Here is a 22,545-nt window from a genome sequence, read left to right on the forward strand (position 1 = left end):
ACGTATCTAAACTTCTCATCCATGTTCAAAGCACTCCCGAATCAGCCAATCCGCGAAGCGCCGGGCCGCGTCGCTCATGGGCGCGCTCTGGCTGACCAGCCAGTAACCAATGTTGCTTTCGTAGGGCATATCGTCGAGCAGTTCGACCAGGGAGCCGTCCTGCAAGCGCCGGCTGATCAGGCGCTGGCGCCCCATGGCAATGCCCTGGCCGGAGACGGCGGCTTCGACCACGATGTTGTAGTCATGCAGCATCAGGCTTGGCACGGTGCTGATATCCAGGCGGTACTTCTTCGCCCAGTCCAGCCATTCGAATTGGCTGTGGGCGGCAATGGCCGATTGCGAGGTGAGCAGGGGGCCGGGGTTCAGGTCCGGGTGTTTGCGGCTTTTTTGACCCGCCAGCCACTGCGCCTTGAAGGCCGGGCTGCACACCGGGGCCAGGCGCTCGCTCATCAATAGCTCGGCGTTGACGTTGGCCCAGCCGCCTTTGCCATAGCGAATCGCCAGTTCCACTTCGTCCCCGGCGACATCCGCCAGTTGCCAGGACGGTAGCAGTTCCACCTGTATATCCGGATTGGCCAGCAGAAAGCCGGACAGGCGCGGCGCCAGCCACAGGGTGGCGAAGGACGCGAGCAGGCCGATGCGCAGGGTGCGCGGCTGGGCGTTGTGGCTGCGCAATGCGCGAGTGGCGGTGGCGATGGTTTCCAGGGCCTGGCGCACCTGCGGGTAATACGACTCGCCCGCCTCGGTCAGAGCGATGGCACGGGTGCGGCGAATGAACAGACGGCAGTCCAGATGCTGCTCAAGCTTCTGCACCTGATGGCTCAGGGCGCTCTGGGTCACCGACAGTTCCTGCCCGGCCTTGATGAAACTCAGGTGTCGGGCCACCGCCTCGAAGGCGCGCAGACTCAGCAGGGGCGGGAGATCGGTGTGCAGTGGGTCCAAGAGCGTCGTCCTGTTGAAAGCGTCTTGATGAAAGAGGCTCTATTAAAGAGGCTCTATTAAAGAAAGCCGGGCCACTGGTCATGGCCGATGCGATTGCGCATTATTGCCTCTGGTCCCGCTGTTCGAGAACTGTAAACCATGAGCGAAGACGAGAAACTGATCGACCTGAGTGCCGAGCGCGCCAAGCGGGTACACGATCTGAACGACAAGCGCTTGAACGAAGTGCGCAACGCCTTCGAGCAGGCCATGCCGATGAAAGGCAAGAAAAAGCCGAAAAACAAGCCTAAAAAGCGCTGAAATCTCTGCCTGCACCCCATTTCCGTTGACCCACGTCAGTTCGCCATGCGCTCGTAGCCCGAGCCCGTGGCGGCATTGACGTGGGTCAATTTCCTTGCGCCCATCGCTGGGTAATCTAGCTCCATCGAACGCACGGACAGGGAAGGAGGCGCGGTTATGTTTCTCGACAATGTGGTTGTCGCCGGAGTGGTTACCGTCGGCCTGATGGTGGTGTTTTTCGCAGGCCTGGGCATTTTTATCTGGAAGGACTCGCACAAGCGCAAGCCGGATTGAGTCTTTCTATAACAAGAGCACGCAAGGCATTTTGGGCGACTTCGGTCGCCCTTTTTTTGCCTGAAATTCAGGTGCTTGCTGTGGGAGCGAGGCTTGCCCGCGAAAGCATCACCTCAATTATCCTGGTGCACCGCGTTATCGTTTTTCGCGGGCAAGCCACGCTCCCACAGGTTTGGGCAGATTCAGCCAATACTGATCTCAGGCAAGGTCGTCAGGGTCACGGTCTGCTGCTTGCGTGGCGCAAGGATCTCGGCTTCGCCATCGACTACCAACTCGTCGTTCTGGTTGAACACGCGGGTGGCGATGCGTACGCGGAATTTCGGCAGTTTTTCCAGGATTTCCAGGCGCACGGTCAGGGTGTCGCCCAGTTTTACGGGCTTCTGGAAGCTCATTTGCTGGCCGATGTAGATAGTGCCCGGCCCAGGCAATTCACACGCCACCGCCGCGCTGATCAGGGCGCCGCTGAACATACCGTGGGCGATGCGCTCCTTGAACATGGTCTTGGACGCATATTCGGCGTCCAGGTGAACCGGGTTGTGGTCGCCGGACATGGCGGCGAACAACTGGATATCGCGCTCTTCGACGGTTTTGCTGAAGCTGGCGGTCTGGCCGACTTCCAGGGCTTCGTACGGCGTGTTGGTGACTTCGGTCATGGGTGATCCTGAATAAGGGAAATGTGTAACTACATATGACTATTCTGACCGACGTGGCCGTGGTTGTTCCAGCGTGTGATCGAGCCAGTCGATGACATCACGGGTGACCTCGTCGCGATTACTCTCATTGAACAGTTCATGCCGCGCCTGTGGATAGATCTTCAACTGCACGGACTGATGACCTGCCTCGCCCAGGGCAGCGGCAAGATCCTTGAGACGCTTGCCCTGGCTCACCGGATCACATTCGCCGCCAATGATCAGTAAAGGCAGGCTGCCATCTATCTGCTTGAGGTTGGAGGGCTTGCTGATCTGTTGCAGGCCGCCGAGCAGATCGACCCAGAATTGGTTGGTGCAACGAAAGCCGCACAACGGGTCGCTGACATACAGATCAACCTGCTGCGCGTCGCGGCTGAGCCAGTCGAAGCGGGTGCGGTTGGGCTTGAAAGCCTTGTTGAAGTTGCCGAACGACAGCCAGTCGATCAGCGCACTGCGCCCGGTCGGCCCCTGGCGCCAGAGCTCCAGGCGGGCAATCTGCCGGGCGCTGCGGTACAGCGAGACCGGCTGATAGTTCGAGCCGCTGAGAATCGCCCCCTGCAAACTGGCGCCGTGGTACATCACATAGGCCTGGGCGACATAGCTGCCCATGCTGTGACCGAGCAGAAACACCGGCAGGTCCGGGTGGCGCTGGCTGATCGACTGGCTCAGGCTGGCCAGGTCGTCCACGACCTTGCTCCAGCCGTCCTCATGGGCGAAATGCCCGAGCACGCCCTGGGCTGCGGTCTTGCCGTGGCCGCGCTGATCGTGGGCATACAGGGCTATTCCGGCAGCACAGAGCACCGCGCCGAGCCGGGCATAACGGCCGCTGTGTTCAGCCATGCCGTGGGACAGCATGACCACTGCCCGTGGCGTCAGATCGGGCAGCCAGGCATTGACGAACAGGCGGCTGTGATCACTTGCATCGAGCCAGAAAACTTCGTGTTTCATGTAGACGTCCCAGTGCCGGAGGTGGCGTGTATGACAAGTGTAGAGCTGATGGCTAATTGCATCCTGATCAGCTCTTAGATTCACGCCGCTGATGACACTATGCCTGCTATTTGCCTTACCTGTGTTCCCTGCTAACGTCGGGCAAGACCCGCTTAGCGTTCAGACTCTGGCGGGCCAGATACTCTCAGGTAAGAGGACAAAAACAATGCAACCTGATTTCTGGAATGACAAACGCCCCGCTGGTGTACTCCCTGAGGTGGATCTACAAGCCTACAAATCCGTTATCGAAGTGTTCGAGCGTTCCTGCAAGAAGTTCGCTGACCGGCCCGCCTTCAGCAATATGGGTGTGACCCTGACCTACGCCGAGCTGGAGCGCCAGTCCGCCGCCTTCGCCAGTTACTTGCAGCAACACACTGAGCTCAAGCCGGGCGATCGCATCGCTGTGCAGATGCCCAACCTGCTGCAATACCCGATTGCCGTGTTCGGCGCGTTGCGCGCCGGGTTGATCGTGGTTAACACCAATCCGCTGTATACCGCCCGCGAGATGCGCCATCAGTTCAAGGATTCCGGGGCTCGTGCGCTGGTCTACCTCAACCTGTTCGGCAAGCTGGTCCAGGAAGTGCTGCCCGATACCGAGATCCAGTACCTGATCGAAGTGAAAATGGGCGACATGCAGTCTGCCGCCAAGGGCTGGCTGATCAATACCGTGGTCGACAAGGTCAAGAAGATGGTGCCGGACTATGACCTGCCCCAGGCCATAGGTTTCAAGCGCGCCCTGCACCTGGGCAGCCAACAGCAGCACAAACCGGTTGCGGCCAGCCTCGGTGATATCGCCGTGCTGCAATACACCGGCGGCACCACCGGCCTGGCCAAGGGCGCCATGCTCAGCCATGGCAACCTGGTGGCCAATATGCAGCAGGTCTATGCCTGCATGCTGCAGCACGGTCCTGACGGTGCGGCGATGTTTCAGGAGGGCAAGGAGATCATGGTGGCGCCGCTGCCGCTCTACCATATCTATGCCTTCACCGCGAACTGCATGTGCATGATGGTCAGTGGCAATCACAACATCCTGATCACCAACCCGCGGGACATCGGCGGCTTTGTCAAGGAACTGAAGAAGTGGCGCTTCTCGGCCATGATCGGGCTCAACACCCTGTTCGTTGCGCTGATGAATCACCCGGATTTCAAGACCGTGGATTTCTCCAGCCTCAAGCTGACCAACTCCGGCGGCACCGCCCTGGTCAAGGCCACGGCCGAGCGTTGGGAAGAAATCACCGGCTGTCGGGTGGTCGAAGGCTATGGCCTGACCGAAACCTCGCCGGTGGCCAGTACCAACCCCTATGGCGACAAGGCGCGCCTGGGTACGGTGGGCATTCCGGTGCCTGGCACGGCAATGAAAGTGGTCGATGACGACGGTATCGAGCAACCCTTGGGCGAGCGCGGCGAGCTGTGCATCAAGGGCCCGCAAGTGATGATGGGCTACTGGCAGCGCCCGGAGGCTTCGGCTGAAGCGCTGGATGCGGATGGCTGGCTGAAGACCGGGGATATCGCCGTGATCGATGCCGACGGTTTTGTGCGCATCGTTGACCGCAAGAAGGACCTGATCATTGTCTCCGGCTTCAATGTCTATCCCAACGAGATCGAGGACGTGGTCATGGCCCACCCCTGCGTGGCCAGTTGCGCCGCCATCGGCGTACCGGACGAGCGCTCCGGGGAGGCGGTCAAACTGTTCGTGGTGCCGCGGGCGCAAGGCGTCAGCGTCGATGAGCTCAAAGCCTACTGCAAGGAGAACTTCACGGCTTATAAAGTGCCCAAGCACATCGTGTTGCGCGAGTCGTTGCCAATGACGCCGGTGGGCAAGATCCTGCGGCGGGAGTTGCGCGATATTGCGTAAATAGTAACGGTAGCCTCGTGCTGTGGGAGCGAGGCTTGCCCGCGAAGAGGCCGGTACTTCCAATACATCTTCACAGCCAGAAACACCGTCTTCGCGGGCAAGCCTCGCTCCCACAGACGTCATAAATTTCAGAATAGAATTTTTACTCTAAAAATGACTAGATAATATTTAATAGTCATTTCATAACTACGCAGGCCGATTTTGGCTCTATGCGACCCTTGGCAAAGCTGCTACTCTCGGCCCGCTTTTTGACCGGTCTCTCTGCAAAAAGCAATTCCAAAAACACAAAAAAATCACTGCATCCAGCAGTGTGAAGAATTCGCTGTCGCTGAGGAGTCGGCTTCCATGATCGGAAATTTCTGGAAGGACAAGTACCCGTCCGGTATCGCTGCCGAGATCAACCCTGACGAGTACCCAAACATTCAGTCGGTGTTGAAATTGTCTTGCGAGCGTTTCGCCAGCAAGCCTGCCTTCAGCAACCTGGGCAAGACCCTCACCTACGGTGAAATGTACGAGCTGTCCGGCGCCTTTGCCGCCTGGCTCCAGCAGCACACCGACCTGCAACCCGGCGACCGCATTGCCGTGCAGTTGCCCAACGTCCTGCAATATCCGGTCGCGGTCTTTGGTGCCATCCGTGCCGGGCTGATTGTAGTCAACACCAACCCGTTGTACACCGCGCGGGAAATGGAACACCAGTTCAACGATTCCGGGGCCAAGGCCCTGGTCTGCCTGGCGAACATGGCGCACCTGGCCGAGAAGGTGGTGCCCAAGACCCAGGTCAAGCATGTCATCGTCACCGAAGTGGCTGACCTGTTGCCGCCGCTCAAGCGCCTGCTGATCAACAGCGTCATCAAGTACGTGAAGAAGATGGTCCCGGCCTATCACCTGCCCCAGGCCGTCAAGTTTAATGACGTTCTGGCCAAGGGTCGTGGCAAGGCCGTCAAGGAAGCCAATCCGGGCAGTGGCGACGTCGCTGTCCTGCAATACACCGGCGGCACCACGGGCGTGGCCAAGGGCGCGATGCTGACCCATCGCAACCTGCTCGCCAACATGCTGCAAAGCAAGGCGCTGATGGGCTCCAACCTGCACGAAGGCTGCGAGATCCTCATCACGCCGCTGCCGCTTTATCACATCTATGCCTTCACCTTTCACTGCATGTCGATGATGCTGATGGGCAACCACAACATCCTTATCAGCAACCCCCGTGACCTGCCGTCCATGGTCAAGGAGCTGTCGAAGTGGAAGTTCAGCGGCTTCGTCGGCCTCAACACCCTGTTCGTTGCGCTGTGCAATGACGCCAACTTCCGCAACCTCGACTTTTCTGCACTGAAGGTCACCCTGTCGGGCGGCATGGCCCTGCAACAGGCGGCGGCCGAACGTTGGAAGCAGGTAACCGGTTGCGGTATTTGCGAAGGCTACGGCATGACCGAAACCAGCCCGGTCGCCACGGTCAACCCGATGGAAACCAACCAGATGGGCACCATCGGCATTCCGGTGCCGTCGACCCTGTGCAAAGTGATCGATGACGCCGGCAACGAACTGGCCCTGGGCGAAATCGGTGAACTGTGCATCAAGGGCCCGCAAGTCATGAAAGGCTACTGGCAGCGTCCAGAAGCCACGGACGAAATCCTTGATGCCGACGGCTGGCTCAAGACCGGTGACATCGCCCTGATCCAGCCCGATGGCTTCATGCGCATCGTTGACCGCAAGAAGGACATGATCCTGATCTCCGGCTTTAACGTGTACCCCAACGAACTCGAAGACGTCCTCGCCACCTTGCCGGGCGTGCTGCAATGCGCGGCCATCGGCGTACCGGACGAGAAGTCGGGCGAAGCGATCAAGGTGTTCGTGGTGGTCAAGCCGGGCCTGACCCTGACCAAGGATCAGGTCAAGGACCATATGCGCGCCAACCTCACCGCCTACAAAGTGCCGCGCAGCATCGAGTTCCGCGATTCTCTGCCGACCACCAACGTCGGCAAGATCCTGCGACGCGAGTTGCGCGATGAAGAGCTGAAGAAGCTGGGTTTGAAGAAGTAAGCCAAAGCCCCGCCTTGTGCGGGGCTTTTTTGTCGCGCGCAGAACTGTGGGAGCGAGGCTTGCCCGCGATGAGGCCGGTACTTCCCACGCATCTCCACAGCCAGAAATACCGTCTTCGCGGGCAAGCCTCGCTCCCACGAATCTATTTCGCGATGCCACGACCCGCCCCAATCTGCGACAATCCCCGCCTTTGCATTCCAAGAAGACCCTGCGCGCCAGATGACCGACGAATCGCCCTCTATCGACCAACTCCTGAAGAACCTCGACCACGCGATGATCAGCGAGCGGCATCGTCTGCGCCGCCAGTTGCATGATCTGCGCAAGAAGCCCGACGAGGCTCGCCTTGCTCAGTGGGCGCAGCGGGTGCAGGCGTCGTGTGCCCAGGTTGCGGCGCGGCGGGCCAGCCTGCCGGTGATTCGTTATGACGACAATCTGCCGATTGCCGCCAAGCGCGATGAAATCAAGGACGCGCTGCTCAAGCATCAGGTGCTGATCATTGCCGGCGAGACGGGCTCGGGCAAGACCACCCAGTTGCCGAAGATCTGCCTGGAAATCGGTCGCGGCCAGCACGGCCTGATCGGCCATACCCAGCCACGCCGGATCGCCGCGCGCAGCGTTGCCAGCCGGGTCGCCGAGGAGCTGGGCACGCCCTTGGGTGCGCTGGTCGGCTATCAGGTGCGCTTCGAGGACCAGAGCGACAGCAATACCCTGATCAAGCTGATGACCGACGGCATCCTGCTGGCGGAAACCCAGCACGACCGTTTTCTCGAGCGCTACGACACCATCATCGTCGACGAAGCTCACGAACGCAGCCTGAACATCGACTTCCTGCTCGGCTACCTGAAAACCCTGCTGCCACGGCGTCCGGACCTGAAAGTGATCATCACCTCGGCGACCATCGACCTTGAGCGTTTCTCCGAGCATTTCGACAAGGCGCCGATCATCGAAGTCTCCGGGCGCACCTTCCCGGTGGACACCTGGTATCGGCCCCTGACCAGCGAACAGGACGAGGAGGGCAACAGCGTCGAGGACGATCTGACCGTCGATCAGGCGATTCTTGCCACCCTCGACGAACTGGCCGCCTTCGAGCGCAGCGAGCGCAAGAGCCCTGGCGACGTGCTGGTGTTTCTCCCCGGCGAGCGGGAAATCCGTGACGCGGCGGAGCTGCTGCGCAAGGCCCAGCTCAAGCACACAGAGATCCTGCCGCTCTACGCGCGCCTGTCGCCGGCCGAACAGCAGCGGATTTTCCAGTCCCATCCGGGGCGTCGAGTGGTGCTGGCGACCAACGTCGCGGAGACCTCCCTGACCGTGCCGGGCATTCGTTATGTGATCGACACCGGTACCGCGCGTATCAGCCGCTACAGCTATCGGGCCAAGGTCCAGCGCCTGCCCATCGAAGCCGTGTCCCAGGCCAGCGCCAACCAGCGCAAGGGCCGTTGCGGGCGGGTCGAGCCGGGGCTGTGCGTGCGTCTGTACAGCGAAGAAGACTTCAACAGTCGCCCGGCCTTTACCGATCCGGAAATCCTGCGGACCAACCTGGCGGCGGTGATCCTGCAGATGCTGCACCTGCGCCTGGGCGAGATCACCGCGTTCCCGTTTATCGAGCCGCCGGATGGCAAGGCCATCAGCGACGGTTTCAACCTGTTGCAGGAGCTGTCGGCGGTCAACCGCGAGAACCAGCTGACGCCGTTGGGCCGCCAGTTGGCGCGCCTGCCGGTGGACCCGCGCATGGGCCGCATGCTGTTGGAAGCGGCCAAGCAGGGCAGCCTCCAGGAAGTGCTGATCGTGGCCAGTGCCATGTCCGTGCAGGACGTGCGCGAGCGTCCGCCGGAGCGCCAGCAGGCCGCTGATCAGGCCCACGCCCAGTGGAAGGACGCCGACTCCGACTTCGCCGGGTTGGTCAATCTGTGGCGCGGCTTCGAAGAGCAGCGGCAGAACCTCACGGCCAGCCCGCTACGCAACTGGTGCCGCAAGAACTTCCTCAACTATCTGCGCCTGCGCGAGTGGCGTGATTCCCATCGCCAACTGAGCCTGATCTGCCGTGACCTGCAACTGACCCTGAACAAGGAACCGGCCGACTACGGCAAGTTCCACAAGGCGGTGTTGTCCGGGCTGCTCAGCCAGATTGGCCAGAAGACCGAAGACGGTGACTACCTGGGTGCCCGTCAGCGGCGCTTCTGGATCCACCCGTCCTCGGGCCTGGGCAAGAAGCGTCCGCAATGGCTGATGGCGGCCGAACTGGTCGAGACCACCAAGCTCTACGCGCGCATGGTGGCCAAGATCGACTCCGACTGGATCGAGCCGCTGGCCGGGCACCTGATCAAGAAGAACCACTTCGAGCCGCACTGGGAGAAGAAGCGCGGCCAGGTCGTGGCCTATGAGCAGATCACCCTGTTCGGCCTGATCGTGGTCGGGCGGCGTCCGGTGCATTTCGGCCCGATCGATCCGGTGGTGTCCCGCGAGCTGTTTATCCGCGAGGCCCTGGTGCGCGGCGAGATCCAGTCCCGGGCCAAGTGTCTGGCGGCCAATACCCGCCTGCTCGAACAGCTCGACGAACTGGAAGCCAAGGCCCGCCGCCGCGATATCCTCGCCGACGAAGACACCCTGTACGCGTTCTACGAGGCGCGGATTCCTGCCGAGATCCATCAGACCGCGACCTTCGACAGCTGGTACAAGATGGGCAGTCAGAAAGACCCGCAGCTGCTGATCATGCGCGAGGAAGACGTGCTGGCCCGGGAGGCCAACGAAGTCACCGCCGCCCATTACCCGGACACCCTGCGCCTGGGCGAACTGGCCCTGGCCCTGACTTACCATTTTGAGCCGAACCATCCTCGCGATGGCGTGACCCTGCGGGTGCCGGCGCCTCTGTTGCTGTCGTTGCCTGCCGAGCGTCTGGAATGGCTGGTGCCGGGCCTGCTGGAAACCAAGTGCATTGCCCTGGTGCGCAACCTGCCCAAGGCGATCCGCAAGAACTTCGTGCCGGTGCCGGACTTTATCAAGGCGGCGCTGCAACGCATCACCTTCGGCGAAGGCTCGTTGCCCCAGGCCTTAGGCCGGGAATTGCTGCGCATGACCGGTGCGCGGGTCAGCGACGAAGCCTGGGCCGAAGCGGCGCAGCAGGTGGAAAGCCACCTGAAGATGAACCTGGAAATCGTCGACGGCGAGGGTAAGTTCCTCGGCGAAGGGCGTGATCTTGACGAATTGACCGCGCGCTTTGCCGAGGCCAGTCAGGCCGCATTGGCGGTGCCGCAAACGGCGAAAAGCCAGCAGCCGGTGGAGGCCAAGGTCTTCGCCGCCGTGGCCGAGAAGACCCAGCAGAATATCGCCGGGCTGTCGATGACGGTGTACCCGGCGCTGGTGGAAGAGGGCGGTACGGTCAAGGAAGGGCGCTTCTCGACCCAGGCCGAGGCCGAATACCAGCACCGCCGGGCCTTGCAGCGACTGTTACTGCAGCAGCTGGCCGAGCCTGCCAAGTTCCTGCGCGGCAAATTGCCCGGCCAGACCGAACTGGCCCTGCTGCATCGCGAGCTGGGCCGGGTCGATGCGCTGATCGAAGATATTCTTCTGGCCAGCCTCGACAGCTGCATTCTTGAAGGCGAAGACAACCTGCCGCGCGACGGTGCCGGGCTGCTGTCCCTGGCTGAGCGCAAGCGCAGCCACTGGACCGAGCACGCCGAGCGCCTGGCCCGTCTTACCCTGGAAACCCTCAAGCTCTGGCATGGCCTGCAGAAGCGCTTCAAGGGCAAGATCGACCTGCAACAGGCCGTGGCCCTCAACGATATCAAGGCGCAACTGGGCAATCTGGTCTATCCGGGCTTCGTGCGCGAGACCCCGGCGCAGTGGTTCAAGGAACTGCCGCGCTACCTCAAGGCCGTCGAACTGCGCCTGGAAAAATTGCCGGGCCAGGTGCAGAAGGACCGCGTCTGGAGCATCGAGCTGAGCGGCCTGTGGGCGCAATACCAGGCACGCGCCGGCAAACATGCCCAGGAAGGCAAGCGCGACCCGGAACTGATCACCTATCGGTGGTGGCTGGAGGAATACCGCGTATCGCTGTTCGCCCAGCAACTGGGGACGAAAATGCCGGTGTCCGACAAGCGTTTGAGCAAGCAGTGGAGCGTGGTCGAGGGTTAAGCACCGCCAAGTTATCTGTGGGACCGGCTTTAGCCGGGAAGGGGCCGGTACATCCGATACATCTACTGTGCCTGCTCCATTGACTTCCCGGCTGAAGCCGGTCCCACAGTAGCTCAATGTTTACTGAGCGATAGCGCCAAACCCCCGCCGTTATGGCACACTTCGCCGCTTAAATACCGCGCATTCGCGGGTCTTGAATTTTGTGTTGGTACGTATGTTCCATTTTGCGTGCCGTACCTGGGCAGGTCGTTACCTGCATTGATCAAACAAGAGAGGAACGACCGTGCACAACGTCGTCATCAGCGGCACCGGGCTGTATACCCCGGCCAACAGCATTTCCAACGAAGAGCTGGTGCAGTCTTTCAACACTTACGTTGCCCAGTTCAACAGTGACAACGCCGCCGCCATCGAAAGCGGCGAGGTTCAGGCGCTGACTGAATCCAGCGCCGCGTTCATCGAAAAGGCCTCGGGTATCAAGAGCCGTTTCGTCATGGACAAGGACGGTATTCTCGATCCGCAGCGCATGAAGCCGCGTCTGCCGGAGCGCGCCAACGACGAATGGTCGATCCTTTGCCAGATGGGCGCTGCCGCTGCCGAACAGGCGCTGCAACGCGCGGGCAAGACTGCTGCCGATATCGACGGCGTGATCGTCGCCTGCTCCAACCTGCAACGGGCTTACCCGGCCATCTCCATCGAAATCCAGGCTGCGCTGGGCGTGCAGGGTTTCGGTTTCGACATGAACGTGGCCTGTTCCTCGGCGACCTTCGGCATCCAGGCCGCCAGCAACAGCGTGCAGTTGGGCCAGGCCCGTGCGGTGTTGGTGATCAGCCCGGAAATCTGCACCGGGCACCTGAATTTTCGTGACCGCGACAGCCACTTCATCTTCGGCGACGCGGCCACGGCTGTGGTCGTCGAGCGTGCTGACCTGGCGACCTCGCCTTACCAGTTCGACATCCTCGGCACCAAGCTGCTGACCCAGTTCTCCAACAGCATCCGCAATAACTTCGGCTTCCTCAACCGCGCGGCGGAAGAGGGCGTCGGCGCGCCGGACAAACTGTTCGTGCAGGAAGGCCGCAAGGTATTTCGCGAGGTCTGCCCGATGGTTGCCGAACTGGTGGGCAAGCACCTCGAGGAAACCGGCCTCAATGTCAGCGACGTACAGCGCTTCTGGCTGCACCAGGCCAACCTGAGCATGAACCACCTGATCGTCAAGAAACTGCTGGGCCGCGAAGCCAGCGTGGAAGAGGCGCCGGTGATCCTCGATACCTATGCCAACACCAGTTCGGCAGGTTCCGTGATTGCCTTCCACACCTATCAGGATGACCTGCCAAAAGGTTCGCTGGGTGTGCTCAGCTCGTTCGGCGCCGGTTATTCCATTGGCAGCGTGATCCTGCGCAAGCGCTGAGTGAAGGCGCTTCCTACGGACTGAATGGATCCAATCCTTAAGGCTCTATAACCGGCTATATCACCTGCGAGTTGTCGAGGCAGTACCTTGAATGCTTCTCATCAAGTATTCGAGGTCCCCTATGTCAGAGACATCCACGCAGATGGTCGCGACCGTCTTGCCGTCCCTCTGCGCGTCAGCCAATCCCGCTGCCGAGTTCTTCGGCATGGCCGGGCCCGATGCGCAATGGCTGGAGCACCCGCTGCCACGCTGGTATCTGGTCGCCCCCGAGCCTTTGCGTAAACGCCTGCGTGACAGCTATCGGTGCAGCCTGTTTTCCCTGCGCATGCTGGCGGCGGAGGTGTTCAACCCTTCGATAGCGCCCGTGTCGGGGCAACCGTTCGCCAGGACCTGGATGAACTGCGAACGCGATATCGTCGATACGCTGGCGCATATCGCCCTGATGAAAGGCCATATCGGCGAAGCGGCCCATGCCATGCTGATGGATATGCTCAAACCTGAGCGGGCGCCGCGCTGGGATGACTATGGCGTGCGCTACCGGCAGTTGCATATGCTCGACACCTACGCCTTTTCCGGCAGCCTGTTGCACGGCGTTCTTTTGGTGCAGCAGGACCGCGCGTGCGCCGATAATCATCCCTGTCTGGTCTATATGCCCGCCGAGCCCGAGCATCCGCTCAGGGAATATCCGTGCGTTGGCCGGTTTGCCGAACGGCTGACAACCAAGCTGCTTGATCGGTGTTATCAGGACTATTTTCGGCGCTTCATCCGCTACGACAAAAGCCCGGAATTTTTCTTGCGGCTCAACCAGCGACTGTCTGGCACGGGCTCGTCAGATGCCGAGTCGCTGATTCAGGTACAGGCCACCTCGGCACCGCCGTTTGAGGGGCTATACGAGCATCGCCGAGACAAACTCCATGAAGATGCGCTGGCTGACCGTGAACAATCACCGGCAATAAGGGATACTCGCGGGCACGTCCGCAGCTTCTGGGGAGCCCCGCATGCCCGTACAGACCACCGACAGCCTGAGCAGGATCGCGCCTTCGCAATGGGATGCCCTCCTGCCGGATGACCAGCCTTTCCTGCGCCACGCCTTTCTCAGTGCCCTGGAAGACAGCGGCAGCCTCGGCCCGCGCTCCGGCTGGCGTGCCGAACATCTGCTGCTGGTGGAAGATGAGCGGCTGATCGCGGCCATGCCGGCCTATCGCAAATGGCATTCCTACGGCGAGTATGTGTTCGACCATGCCTGGGCCGACGCTTGTCGCCGCGCCGGGATTGCCTATTACCCGAAACTGCTGTCTGCGGTGCCGTTCAGTCCGGTGGGCGGGGCGCGGATTCTCGCGGCGACGCCCGAGGCCGGGCGGGGGCTGTTGGCGATAGTGCCGGAGTATGCCGAGAGCGAGCAGCTGTCGAGCGTGCACGTCAATTTCACCGATGCGTTTGCCGACAGCCTGTTGGCCGCAGAACCTGCCTGGATGCAGCGCTACGGCTGCCAGTTTCACTGGCGCAACCGCGACTATCGGGATTTCCAGGACTTCCTCGACGCTCTCAGCTCACGCAAGCGCAAACAGATGCGCAAGGAACGCGAACAAGTGGCGGGGCAGGGAATCGAGTTCGAGTGGTTGGAAGGTCATCAACTCAGCGAGGCGTTGTGGGATTTTGTCTACGCCTGCTATTCCAATACCTACGAGGTTCGTGGGCAATCGCCTTACCTGACCCGGGAATTCTTCAGCCTTGTGGCCGAACGCATGCCCGACGCCATTCGCGTGGTCCTCGCCCGCCAGGGTTCACGCCCGGTGGCCATGGCCTTCAGCCTGATCGGCGGCGACAGTTTCTACGGGCGCTATTGGGGCTGTCTGGCTGAGTTTGACCGTTTGCACTTCGAGACCTGTTTCTATCAGGGCATGGACTTCGCCATTGCCCACGGCCTCAAGCGCTTCGATGCCGGCGCCCAGGGCGAGCACAAGCTGATTCGCGGCTTTGAGCCGGTGATTACCCACTCCTGGCATTACCTGTCCCACCCGGGGCTGAAAAATGCGGTCAGCGAGTTTCTTGAGCAGGAGCGGGTCGGGGTGTTGGCCTACGCCGAGGATGCGCGCACGGCGTTGCCGTATCGGCAGGAGTGATCTGACCTTCGTCAGGCTCCAGGCAAACTCTGGACAGTGGGACCGGCTTTAGCCGGGAAGAGGTAGGCACAGTCGACATATCTCTGTCTGTTTTACCAACGCCTTCCCGGCTGAAGCCGGTCCCACAATCACTGATCAATCAATCCCGACAAACCCACCCGTCTGGTGCTGCCATAACCGCGCATAGAGCCCGCCATGGGCCAATAGCTCGGTATGTGTACCCATCTCGGCGATCTGGCCGTTCTCCAGCACCACCAGGCGATCCATGCGCGCAATGGTCGACAGGCGGTGGGCGATGGCGATGACGGTCTTGCCTTGCATCAGGGTTTCCAGGCTTTCCTGAATCGCTGCTTCGACTTCCGAGTCCAGGGCTGACGTGGCTTCGTCCATGATCAGGATCGGCGCATCCTTGAGCAGCACACGGGCAATGGCGATGCGCTGGCGCTGGCCGCCGGACAGCTTGACACCGCGCTCGCCGACCTGGGCGTCGAAGCCGGTACGGCCTTCGGCGTCGGACAACAGCGGGATGAACTCATCGGCACGGGCCTTGTGCACGGCGTCCCAGAGCTGTGCGTCAGTGGCTTCGGGGCGGCCATACAGCAGGTTGTCGCGGATCGAGCGGTGCAACAATGAGGTGTCCTGGGTGATCATGCCGATGCGTTCGCGCAGGCTTTCCTGAGTGACGTGGGAAATATCCTGGTTATCGATCAGAATGCTACCGCCCTGCACGTCGTACATACGCAGGAGCAGGTTGACCAGGGTGGATTTACCCGCACCGGAAGGCCCGATCAGGCCGATCTTCTCACCCGGCTTGATTTCCAGATTGAGCTTCTGGATCACGCTGCTGCCCTTGCCGGACTTGTTCGGGTAATGGAACTCGACGTTATCGAATTTCACCCCGCCCTTGTCCACCAACAGGCGCGGCGCGGTCTGTCGATCGGTGACGCTGACCGGCTGGGAGATGGTTTCCAGGCCGTCCTGGACCATGCCGATATTCTCGAAAATACCGTTGACCACCCACATGATCCAGCCGGACATGTTGACGATACGAATCGCCAGGCCCGTCGCCAGTGCAATCGCCCCCACGGAAATCAGCGACTGCGACCACAGCCAAAGGGCCAGGCCCGTGCTGCTGACAATCAGCAGGCCGTTCATGCTGGTGATCACGGTATCCATGGCCGTGACTACACGCCCGGCCAACTGGGTTTTTTCGTTGGACTCGCTGATCGCCTCACGGGCGTACTGCTGCTCGTAGTTGGTGTGAGCGAACAGCTTGAGGGTGGTGATATTGGTGTAGCCGTCGACGATGCGGCCCATGAGCTTGGAGCGGGCATCCGACGACACCACCGAGCGCTCCTTGACCCGTGGCACGAAGTAGCACAGCGACAGGATATAGGCGCCGATCCAGCACAGCAGCGGGATCATCAGGCGCCAGTCGGCTTCGGCGAACAGCACCAGGGAGCTGATGGCGTAGATCAGCACATGCCAGAGCGCGTCCACCGCCGCCACGGCGGAATCGCGCAGGGAGTTGCCGGTCTGCATGATGCGCTGGGCGATGCGCCCGGCGAAGTCGTTCTGGAAGAAATTCAGGCTCTGTTTGAGCACGTAGTTATGGTTCTGCCAGCGAATCATGCTGGTCATGCCGGGGCTGATGGTCTGGTGCACCAGCAGGTCGTGCAGGCCGACGAAGATTGGCCGCAGCAGCAGGGCGACCACAGTCATCCAGATCAGCTCGCTGCCGTGCAGGCTGAAAAAATCCTTGGCCGGGGTGTTCTGGGTCAGGTCGATGATGCGGCTCAGGTAGCTGAACAGCGCCACTTCGATCAACGCGCCGATCAGGCCGACGATCAATAGCGCGACGAAACTGGGCCAGACCTGACGCAGATAATAAATATAGAAAGACAGGACTTGCTTGGGGGGCGCGGCGGTGGGCGCGTCACGGAAGATGTCGATCAGCTTTTCAAAACGGCGATAAAACATGGGTAATGACGCCCACGACTAGGGGGCTCTCCTGACGATTAAAACTCACCGGGTGTGACCCCATGAAAGCGCTTTGTGTTCAAGCCGATTTCATGGGGCCCTGGCCGGTTAAGGCAGGCGCTTGGCCGATTTGATCAGAATAGGGTCCAGCGGCACGTTCTGCATGCCGCCTTTGTTGCCGGCCTGAACGTTGACGATCTGGTCGACGACATCCATGCCGCGCACGACCTTGCCGAACACCGCATAGCCATAGTCACGAGTACCGTGGTCGAGCATGGCATTGTCGGCGACGTTGATGAAGAACTGGCTGGTAGCCGAGTCCACAACGGAAGTGCGGGCCATGGCGACGGTGCCACGCACGTTATGCAGGCCGTTGTCGGCTTCGTTCTTGATCGGGTCCTTAGTCTGCTTCTGCATCATCTGCGCCGTGAAACCGCCGCCCTGGGCCATGAAGCCGGGGATGACGCGGTGGAAGATGGTGTTGTTGTAGAAGCCGCTGTCGACGTAGCCGAGGAAGTTCTTGGTGCTGATCGGCGCCTTGGCATCGGCCAGCTCCAGTTCGACTTCGCCGAAACTGGTAGTCAGCACGACGTGGGTCGGCTTCACATCGGCCGCCAACAGCTGGGCGGCGAACAGCATGGAGCAGGCAGCAAGGGCGATTTTCTTCAACATGTTCGGTTGATCCTGAGTGATGTATTCGACTGCAACCCATTCACGGAGCGCGGGTTGCGCTTGCGCGGGCAAGGTAACCACGTTTGGGATTTTTTGCCCAGTGTTCGAGCGAATGCCAGCTCCTGCACTCGTGGGACCGGCTTTAGCCGGGAATGCGCCTTCCCGGCTAAAGCCGGTCCCACAGGTGATTTATTCAGTCGCCATGTACGTGTTCAATAAACTCCAGCACCGTGCGATTAAACACCTCAGGCTGATCCAGCGGCGTGGCGTGCCGGGAGTTTTCGATGACCACCAGGCGTGCATCGGGGATGAGTTTCACATAGGCCTGTTTCAGCGCGACCGGGGTGTAGTCGCGGTCGGCGCTGATGATCAGTGTCGGGCAACTGATGCGTCCAAGACGCTCTTGCACGCCCCAGCCGATGATGGCGTCGAAGCTGGCCAGATAGGCGCGTTTGTCGTTCTGCGCCCAGCGTTCGGCGGCCTTGCGGCGCAGGTCGGCCTGTTCAGGACGGGGGAACAGGTTCTGGCCGATGGCCTTGCCCAAAGTGCCCATGCTCAGCACCCGGGATAAAACCCAGCGCTTACCGTATTGCCAGACATCATTGAGCGAGCGCACCTTGACCTCGGGGGCGCTGTTGACGATGCACAGGCTGCGCAGCAATTGCGGCTTATCCACCGCCAGCTGGAAGCCGATCATGCCGCCCATGGACAGCCCCAGCAGATGCACCGGCCCCAGGCCCAGATGCTCGATCAGGGCTTCGATATCCCGGGCGAACCCGGCCATGCTGTAGCGCTCACGCGGCTTGTCGGAGCGGCCATGGCCACGCACATCGACCACGATCACCCGATAGTGGGCGGCAAACGCCGGGACCTGGTGCTCCCAGTCACGGCTGCTGGAGCCCAGGCCATGGACCAGCAGCAGCGGGTCGCCCTGGCCGTATTCCTCGTAGTGCAGTGAACAGTCTTCATGTTCGAAAAAAGCCATGGCAGCGTCCTTGTCTGGCGTAAGTATGCGTCGGTCGATCAGGCCTGCTGCGGCGCCGCAAAAGGTGCACTCAGCGGCGCGGTGTCGAAATTGCGGATCAATTCGATAAGAATCTGCGTCGCCGGGCCCAGGGGTTTGTCCTTGCTCGAATAGAGGTAGAACTGCGGATTACGGCTGCCGCCCTTGTCCATCGGCAGGGGCTTGAGCACGCCTTCGCAGATTTCCCGCTCGATCATGTGCCGAGGCAGCCAGCCAAAGCCCAGGCCGCTGCTGATAAAGGTGGCGGCGGTGGCCAGGCTGCCGACGGTCCAGCGCTGCTCGGCGCCGAGCCAGCCGACGTCTCGCGGCTGCTGTCGGCCGGAGTCGCGGATCACCACTTGCAGCTGGCTTTCCAGATCCTGGAAATTCAGCTCGCGGTGCAATTGATGCAGCGGGTGTTCCGGGTGAGCTACCGCGACGAATTCCACCGAACTCATTTCCGTGCCCAGATAGCCGGGAATGCTGAAGCCGCTGATGGCCAGGTCCGCAACGCCTTCGAGCAGCACTTCCTCGACCCCGGATAACACTTCTTCGCGCAGACGCACCCGGCAGCCGCGGCTTTGCGGCATGAAGGCGGTCAGCGCGCGGACCAGACGGGCGTTGGGGTAGGCGGCGTCCACCACCAGGCGCACTTCAGCCTCCCAGCCTTGCTCCATGTGATGAGCCAGGTCTTCCAGCTGGCTGGCCGACTTGACCAGTTGCCGCGAGCGGCGCAGCAGCACTTCACCGGCTTCGGTGAGCACGGCCTTGCGCCCATCGATGCGCAGTAACGGCACGCCGAGCTGATCCTGCATGCGCGCCACGGTGTAGCTCACCGATGACTGCGAGCGATGGAGGATTTCGGCGGCCTGGGCGAAGCCGCCATGATCGACCACGGCCTGCAGGGTGCGCCATTGATCGAGGGTCACGCGGGGGGCTTTCATCTATGGCTCCATAGTGGCTGTTTGGACTACTCTGGCAGCCTTAAAAAAACAAAGAGACTGCCCAATGAAAAGAATCTGTTGTGTGCTGCTGGCGCTGCTGCCCCTGAGTGCCTGGGCCTATCCCATCGATGTGACGAAACAGGTCAAGGGCGTCGAGGTCGACTACACCAGCCATGACACTTTCTACGACACCGGTTCCATTACCCTGAACAACTACGGTAGCGTCGACGCGCAATGCAGTCTGGTGTTTCGCAACGGCCCGGAATCGCCGCGCAACCGCCACGTGACAGTCGCTGCCAAGAGCAGCACCGACGTCTCGGCCAAATTCAATCGCAGCATCATCAAACTGCGCATTGATGTGAGTTGCGAGCCGAAATAACCGCAACACAATGGTCCGGCGAATTTCTGTGGGACCGGCTTCAGCCGGGAAGTGGCCGGTACAGCCATAGCATTTCTGTGACCAGGAAGAATGCCTTCCCGGCTGAAGCCGGTCCCACAAGGAAGTTGATCCCGCAAGATTAGTGCGCCTACTCTTATAAAACAAATTATTCGATCTATTGAAGCAGATTTTTCAGCTTTTTAATCGATATATCCCTGTTTAAGCTTTACTCCATCGACTCAAGACACCCTTCGATGGAGGCAACATCCATGTCCCGCGTACTGATCATTGAAAGCAGCGCCCGTCAGCAAGATTCGGTTTCCCGTCAACTGACCCGCCAGTTCATCAGCCAATGGCAAGCGGCGCATCCTGCCGATCAGATCACGGTGCGCGACCTGGCCAGCGAGCCGGTGCCTCATCTGGATTCGACCCTGCTCGGTGGCTGGATGAAGCCCGACGAACAACGCACGCCGGCTGAACAGGCTGCCCTTGAGCGCTCCAATGTGCTGACCGAAGAACTGGTCGCCGCCGATGTCTTGGTCTTGGCTGCACCCATGTACAACTTCGCCATCCCCAGCACCCTCAAAGCCTGGTTCGACCATGTGCTGCGTGCCGGCGTGACCTTCAAGTATGGCGAAACCGGTCCCCAGGGCCTGCTGGTCGGCAAGCGCGCCTTTGTCCTGACCGCCCGTGGCGGGATATACGCCGGTAGCAGCCTGGATCATCAGGAACCCTACCTGCGCCAGGTGCTGGGTTTCATCGGGATTCACGATGTCAGCTTTATCCACGCGGAAGGCCTGAACATGGGTGGCGACTTCGTGGAAAAAGGCATCAACCAGGCCATCGCCAAGCTGGCGAAGGTGGCCTGATCTGCTGGTCCCTGGATGACATTTGTGGGACCGGCTTTAGCCGGGAATGCGCCATCCCGGCTAAAGCCGGTCCCACAATCAGACTCGTTTCTGAGCAAAATTCGCCCATTGACGTAAAGAAATTCGGCCCCGGCGCCGGAAACCGTTACGCTATACGACTGTATTTTTGTATTTCATCGAGGTAGCACCCGTGTTTTCCCAATTCGCCCTGCATGAACGTCTGCTTAAAGCTGTGGCCGAGCTGAAATTTGTCGAGCCTACGCCTGTGCAGGCGGCGGCCATTCCATTGGCCCTGCAAGGGCGTGACCTGCGGGTGACGGCGCAAACCGGTAGCGGCAAGACCGCTGCATTCGTCCTGCCGATCCTCAACCGACTGATGGGCCCGGCCCAGGTGCGCGTCGACATTCGCGCGGTGATCCTGCTGCCGACTCGCGAGCTGGCGCAGCAGACCCTCAAGGAATTCGAGCGTTTCTCCCAGTTCACCTTCATCAAGTCCGGGCTGATTACTGGCGGCGAAGACTTCAAGGTCCAGGCCGCCATGCTGCGCAAGGTGCCGGATGTGCTGATCGGCACGCCGGGTCGCCTGCTGGAGCAGCTCAATGCGGGCAACCTGGATCTGAAAAAGGTCGAAGTGCTGGTGCTGGACGAAGCCGACCGCATGCTCGACATGGGCTTCTCCGAAGACGTCGAACGTCTGGTCGGCGAATGCCCGAACCGCGAGCAAACCATGCTGTTCTCCGCCACCACCGGCGGTGCCGGCCTGCGCGACATGATCGCCAAGGTGCTCAAGGATCCACAGCATCTGCAACTCAACAGCGTCAGCGAGCTGGCCTCGGGCACGCGTCAGCAGATCATCACCGCCGACCATAACGTGCACAAGGAACAGGTGCTCAACTGGCTGCTGGCCAACGAGACCTATCAGAAGGCCATTATCTTCACCAATACCAAGGCCATGGCCGACCGCTTGTACGGCCGTCTGGTTGCCCAGGAATACAAGGCGTTCGTGCTGCACGGCGACAAGGACCAGAAGGACCGCAAGGCCGCTATCGACCGCCTCAAGCAGGGTGGCGTGAAGATCCTGGTGGCCACCGATGTGGCGGCCCGTGGCCTGGACGTCGATGGCCTGGATATGGTCATCAACTTCGACATGCCGCGCAGTGGCGATGACTATGTGCACCGCGTCGGCCGTACCGGTCGTGCCGGGGCTGAAGGTCTGGCGATCTCGCTGATCTGCCATGGCGACTGGAATCTGATGTCGAGCATCGAGCGCTATCTCAAGCAGAAGTTCGAGCGCCGGGTGATCAAGGAAGTCAAAGGCACCTACGGCGGACCGAAGAAGGTCAAGGCGTCCGGCAAGGCTGTGGGCGTGAAGAAAAAGAAAACCGATGCCAAGAGCGACAAGAAAAAAGCCGTGGCCAAGGCCCCGACTCGCCGCAAGAGCGCCAACCGGCCCAAGCCTGACGCCCTGGTAAGCCAGGACGGCCTGGCACCGCTGAAGAAGCGCAAGACCCCGGCGCCGGCGGCTGAGTAACGACGCTACGAATTGATCCCTGTGGGACCGGCTTTAGCCGGGAAGGCGTTATTTCTGATCCAGGAAATGTACTGGATGTATCAGCCTCTTCCCGGCTGAAGCCGGTCCCACATGGTTCACTCGGTCTTTTGAGTGGCCTTATCCACTTCCTTGATCCGCTGATCAACCCGTTCGCAAGGATCGGGTGCTGTGTCCTTCGCGTCGGTCTTCAGGTCCATGCCTTTCATCTCCTTGTTGATCTCCCTGGCCTTGGCCGGATCTTGCTGCGTGTCCTTTTTCATTTCCTGCGCCAGCTCGCCGCGTTTCTGCACGGCGTCTTCGGCGCTGCACTCGGCCCAGGCCGGCAGGCTGCAGAACAGGGTCAGGGCAGCGGTCAATCCCAGTAGCGTTTTCATAATAACCTCACCTTCCTGGTGGATATAAAGGTG

At 60.8% G+C, this 22,545-nt stretch carries 19 protein-coding genes; 11 read left to right on the top strand and 8 right to left on the bottom strand.

Annotated elements, in window-relative coordinates; all coding sequences use genetic code 11:
• Nucleotides 1-15: 15 nt before the first annotated feature.
• Nucleotides 16-942 carry a LysR substrate-binding domain-containing protein gene (locus AC1Z24_RS06875; protein WP_483745041.1) on the bottom strand — a complete coding sequence of 309 codons (927 nt, stop codon included), beginning with the start codon at nt 940-942 and terminating at the stop codon, nt 16-18.
• 138 nt (nt 943-1,080) lie between these two features.
• Between AC1Z24_RS06875 and AC1Z24_RS06880 the strand changes: the two genes are divergently transcribed.
• Together AC1Z24_RS06880 and ccoM are read left to right on the top strand one after the other, a co-directional pair.
• On the top strand, nt 1,081-1,239 hold the full coding sequence (locus AC1Z24_RS06880) for a hypothetical protein (RefSeq protein WP_259099029.1): 159 nt from the start codon (nt 1,081-1,083) through the stop codon (nt 1,237-1,239).
• A 156-nt stretch (nt 1,240-1,395) separates the two neighbouring features.
• Nucleotides 1,396-1,512 carry a cytochrome c oxidase subunit CcoM gene (ccoM, locus tag AC1Z24_RS06885; protein ID WP_310504105.1) on the top strand — a complete coding sequence of 39 codons (117 nt, stop codon included), beginning with the start codon at nt 1,396-1,398 and terminating at the stop codon, nt 1,510-1,512.
• Nucleotides 1,513-1,694: 182 nt separating this feature from the next.
• On the opposite strand, the gene AC1Z24_RS06890 is transcribed toward ccoM, so the two are convergent.
• Together AC1Z24_RS06890 and AC1Z24_RS06895 are read right to left on the bottom strand one after the other, a co-directional pair.
• Nucleotides 1,695-2,165, bottom strand: coding sequence for a MaoC family dehydratase (locus tag AC1Z24_RS06890; protein ID WP_259099031.1), 471 nt, complete (start codon nt 2,163-2,165; stop codon nt 1,695-1,697).
• 39 nt (nt 2,166-2,204) lie between these two features.
• Entirely contained in the window at nt 2,205-3,149 is a 945-nt protein-coding gene (locus AC1Z24_RS06895; RefSeq protein ID WP_483745042.1) for a lysophospholipase, read from the bottom strand.
• A gap of 205 nt (nt 3,150-3,354) precedes the next feature.
• On the opposite strand from AC1Z24_RS06895, the gene fadD2 reads away from it, so the two are divergent.
• From fadD2 to AC1Z24_RS06925, 6 genes are all read left to right on the top strand, one after another.
• On the top strand, nt 3,355-5,043 hold the full coding sequence (gene fadD2 / locus AC1Z24_RS06900) for a long-chain-fatty-acid--CoA ligase FadD2 (protein WP_483745043.1): 1,689 nt from the start codon (nt 3,355-3,357) through the stop codon (nt 5,041-5,043).
• 345 nt (nt 5,044-5,388) lie between these two features.
• Nucleotides 5,389-7,080, top strand: a complete 1,692-nt coding sequence (gene fadD1 / locus AC1Z24_RS06905) for a long-chain-fatty-acid--CoA ligase FadD1 (RefSeq protein WP_483745044.1) — start codon at nt 5,389-5,391, stop codon at nt 7,078-7,080.
• A gap of 219 nt (nt 7,081-7,299) precedes the next feature.
• On the top strand, nt 7,300-11,211 hold the full coding sequence (gene hrpA, locus AC1Z24_RS06910; RefSeq protein WP_483745045.1) for an ATP-dependent RNA helicase HrpA: 3,912 nt from the start codon (nt 7,300-7,302) through the stop codon (nt 11,209-11,211).
• Between the two features lie 283 nt (nt 11,212-11,494).
• A complete protein-coding gene (locus tag AC1Z24_RS06915; protein WP_259099040.1) occupies nt 11,495-12,616 on the top strand; it encodes a beta-ketoacyl-ACP synthase III in 1,122 nt (373 codons plus the stop codon).
• Nucleotides 12,617-12,737: 121 nt separating this feature from the next.
• Entirely contained in the window at nt 12,738-13,685 is a 948-nt protein-coding gene (locus tag AC1Z24_RS06920) for a dermonecrotic toxin domain-containing protein (RefSeq protein ID WP_483745046.1), read from the top strand.
• The gene (locus tag AC1Z24_RS06925) at nt 13,615-14,739 is read left to right on the top strand and encodes a GNAT family N-acetyltransferase (RefSeq protein WP_483745047.1); all 1,125 of its coding nucleotides are present in this window, start codon (nt 13,615-13,617) and stop codon (nt 14,737-14,739) included. Before AC1Z24_RS06920 ends, AC1Z24_RS06925 begins: the two co-directional genes overlap by 71 nt.
• A gap of 135 nt (nt 14,740-14,874) precedes the next feature.
• Here the strand turns inward: AC1Z24_RS06925 and AC1Z24_RS06930 are convergent, their stop codons facing one another.
• The 4 genes from AC1Z24_RS06930 to AC1Z24_RS06945 form a co-directional block, all read right to left on the bottom strand.
• The gene (locus tag AC1Z24_RS06930; protein WP_483745048.1) at nt 14,875-16,719 is read right to left on the bottom strand and encodes an ABC transporter ATP-binding protein; all 1,845 of its coding nucleotides are present in this window, start codon (nt 16,717-16,719) and stop codon (nt 14,875-14,877) included.
• Nucleotides 16,720-16,827: 108 nt separating this feature from the next.
• On the bottom strand, nt 16,828-17,391 hold the full coding sequence (locus AC1Z24_RS06935) for a peptidylprolyl isomerase (RefSeq protein WP_483745049.1): 564 nt from the start codon (nt 17,389-17,391) through the stop codon (nt 16,828-16,830).
• 193 nt (nt 17,392-17,584) lie between these two features.
• The gene (locus AC1Z24_RS06940) at nt 17,585-18,376 is read right to left on the bottom strand and encodes an alpha/beta fold hydrolase (RefSeq protein WP_483745050.1); all 792 of its coding nucleotides are present in this window, start codon (nt 18,374-18,376) and stop codon (nt 17,585-17,587) included.
• Between the two features lie 38 nt (nt 18,377-18,414).
• Nucleotides 18,415-19,338 (bottom strand): LysR family transcriptional regulator, encoded by a 924-nt coding sequence (locus tag AC1Z24_RS06945; RefSeq protein ID WP_259099052.1) that lies wholly within the window; start codon nt 19,336-19,338, stop codon nt 18,415-18,417.
• Nucleotides 19,339-19,402: 64 nt separating this feature from the next.
• Between AC1Z24_RS06945 and AC1Z24_RS06950 the strand changes: the two genes are divergently transcribed.
• The 3 genes from AC1Z24_RS06950 to AC1Z24_RS06960 all read left to right on the top strand — a co-directional run bounded on the left by AC1Z24_RS06950 (nt 19,403) and on the right by AC1Z24_RS06960 (nt 22,117).
• Entirely contained in the window at nt 19,403-19,717 is a 315-nt protein-coding gene (locus AC1Z24_RS06950) for a 3-phosphoglycerate kinase (RefSeq protein ID WP_259099055.1), read from the top strand.
• A gap of 269 nt (nt 19,718-19,986) precedes the next feature.
• Nucleotides 19,987-20,586 carry an FMN-dependent NADH-azoreductase gene (locus AC1Z24_RS06955; RefSeq protein WP_483745051.1) on the top strand — a complete coding sequence of 200 codons (600 nt, stop codon included), beginning with the start codon at nt 19,987-19,989 and terminating at the stop codon, nt 20,584-20,586.
• A gap of 190 nt (nt 20,587-20,776) precedes the next feature.
• Nucleotides 20,777-22,117, top strand: a complete 1,341-nt coding sequence (locus tag AC1Z24_RS06960; protein WP_259099058.1) for a DEAD/DEAH box helicase — start codon at nt 20,777-20,779, stop codon at nt 22,115-22,117.
• Between the two features lie 116 nt (nt 22,118-22,233).
• Here the strand turns inward: AC1Z24_RS06960 and AC1Z24_RS06965 are convergent, their stop codons facing one another.
• Entirely contained in the window at nt 22,234-22,512 is a 279-nt protein-coding gene (locus tag AC1Z24_RS06965) for a hypothetical protein (protein ID WP_483745052.1), read from the bottom strand.
• Between the last annotated feature and the right edge of the window lie 33 nt (nt 22,513-22,545).

Source organism: Pseudomonas sp. JL23 (genome assembly GCF_056933585.1).

Coding starts and splice junctions, on each gene's coding strand:
- AC1Z24_RS06880 (WP_259099029.1), top strand. CDS start 1,081: ATGAGCGAAGACGAGAAACTGATCGACCTGAGTGCCGAGCGCGCCAAG.
- ccoM (WP_310504105.1), top strand. CDS start 1,396: ATGTTTCTCGACAATGTGGTTGTCGCCGGAGTGGTTACCGTCGGCCTG.
- AC1Z24_RS06890 (WP_259099031.1), bottom strand. CDS start 2,165: ATGACCGAAGTCACCAACACGCCGTACGAAGCCCTGGAAGTCGGCCAG.
- AC1Z24_RS06895 (WP_483745042.1), bottom strand. CDS start 3,149: ATGAAACACGAAGTTTTCTGGCTCGATGCAAGTGATCACAGCCGCCTG.
- fadD2 (WP_483745043.1), top strand. CDS start 3,355: ATGCAACCTGATTTCTGGAATGACAAACGCCCCGCTGGTGTACTCCCT.
- fadD1 (WP_483745044.1), top strand. CDS start 5,389: ATGATCGGAAATTTCTGGAAGGACAAGTACCCGTCCGGTATCGCTGCC.
- hrpA (WP_483745045.1), top strand. CDS start 7,300: ATGACCGACGAATCGCCCTCTATCGACCAACTCCTGAAGAACCTCGAC.
- AC1Z24_RS06920 (WP_483745046.1), top strand. CDS start 12,738: ATGTCAGAGACATCCACGCAGATGGTCGCGACCGTCTTGCCGTCCCTC.
- AC1Z24_RS06925 (WP_483745047.1), top strand. CDS start 13,615: ATGCCCGTACAGACCACCGACAGCCTGAGCAGGATCGCGCCTTCGCAA.
- AC1Z24_RS06930 (WP_483745048.1), bottom strand. CDS start 16,719: ATGTTTTATCGCCGTTTTGAAAAGCTGATCGACATCTTCCGTGACGCG.
- AC1Z24_RS06935 (WP_483745049.1), bottom strand. CDS start 17,391: ATGTTGAAGAAAATCGCCCTTGCTGCCTGCTCCATGCTGTTCGCCGCC.
- AC1Z24_RS06940 (WP_483745050.1), bottom strand. CDS start 18,376: ATGGCTTTTTTCGAACATGAAGACTGTTCACTGCACTACGAGGAATAC.
- AC1Z24_RS06945 (WP_259099052.1), bottom strand. CDS start 19,338: ATGAAAGCCCCCCGCGTGACCCTCGATCAATGGCGCACCCTGCAGGCC.
- AC1Z24_RS06950 (WP_259099055.1), top strand. CDS start 19,403: ATGAAAAGAATCTGTTGTGTGCTGCTGGCGCTGCTGCCCCTGAGTGCC.
- AC1Z24_RS06955 (WP_483745051.1), top strand. CDS start 19,987: ATGTCCCGCGTACTGATCATTGAAAGCAGCGCCCGTCAGCAAGATTCG.
- AC1Z24_RS06965 (WP_483745052.1), bottom strand. CDS start 22,512: ATGAAAACGCTACTGGGATTGACCGCTGCCCTGACCCTGTTCTGCAGC.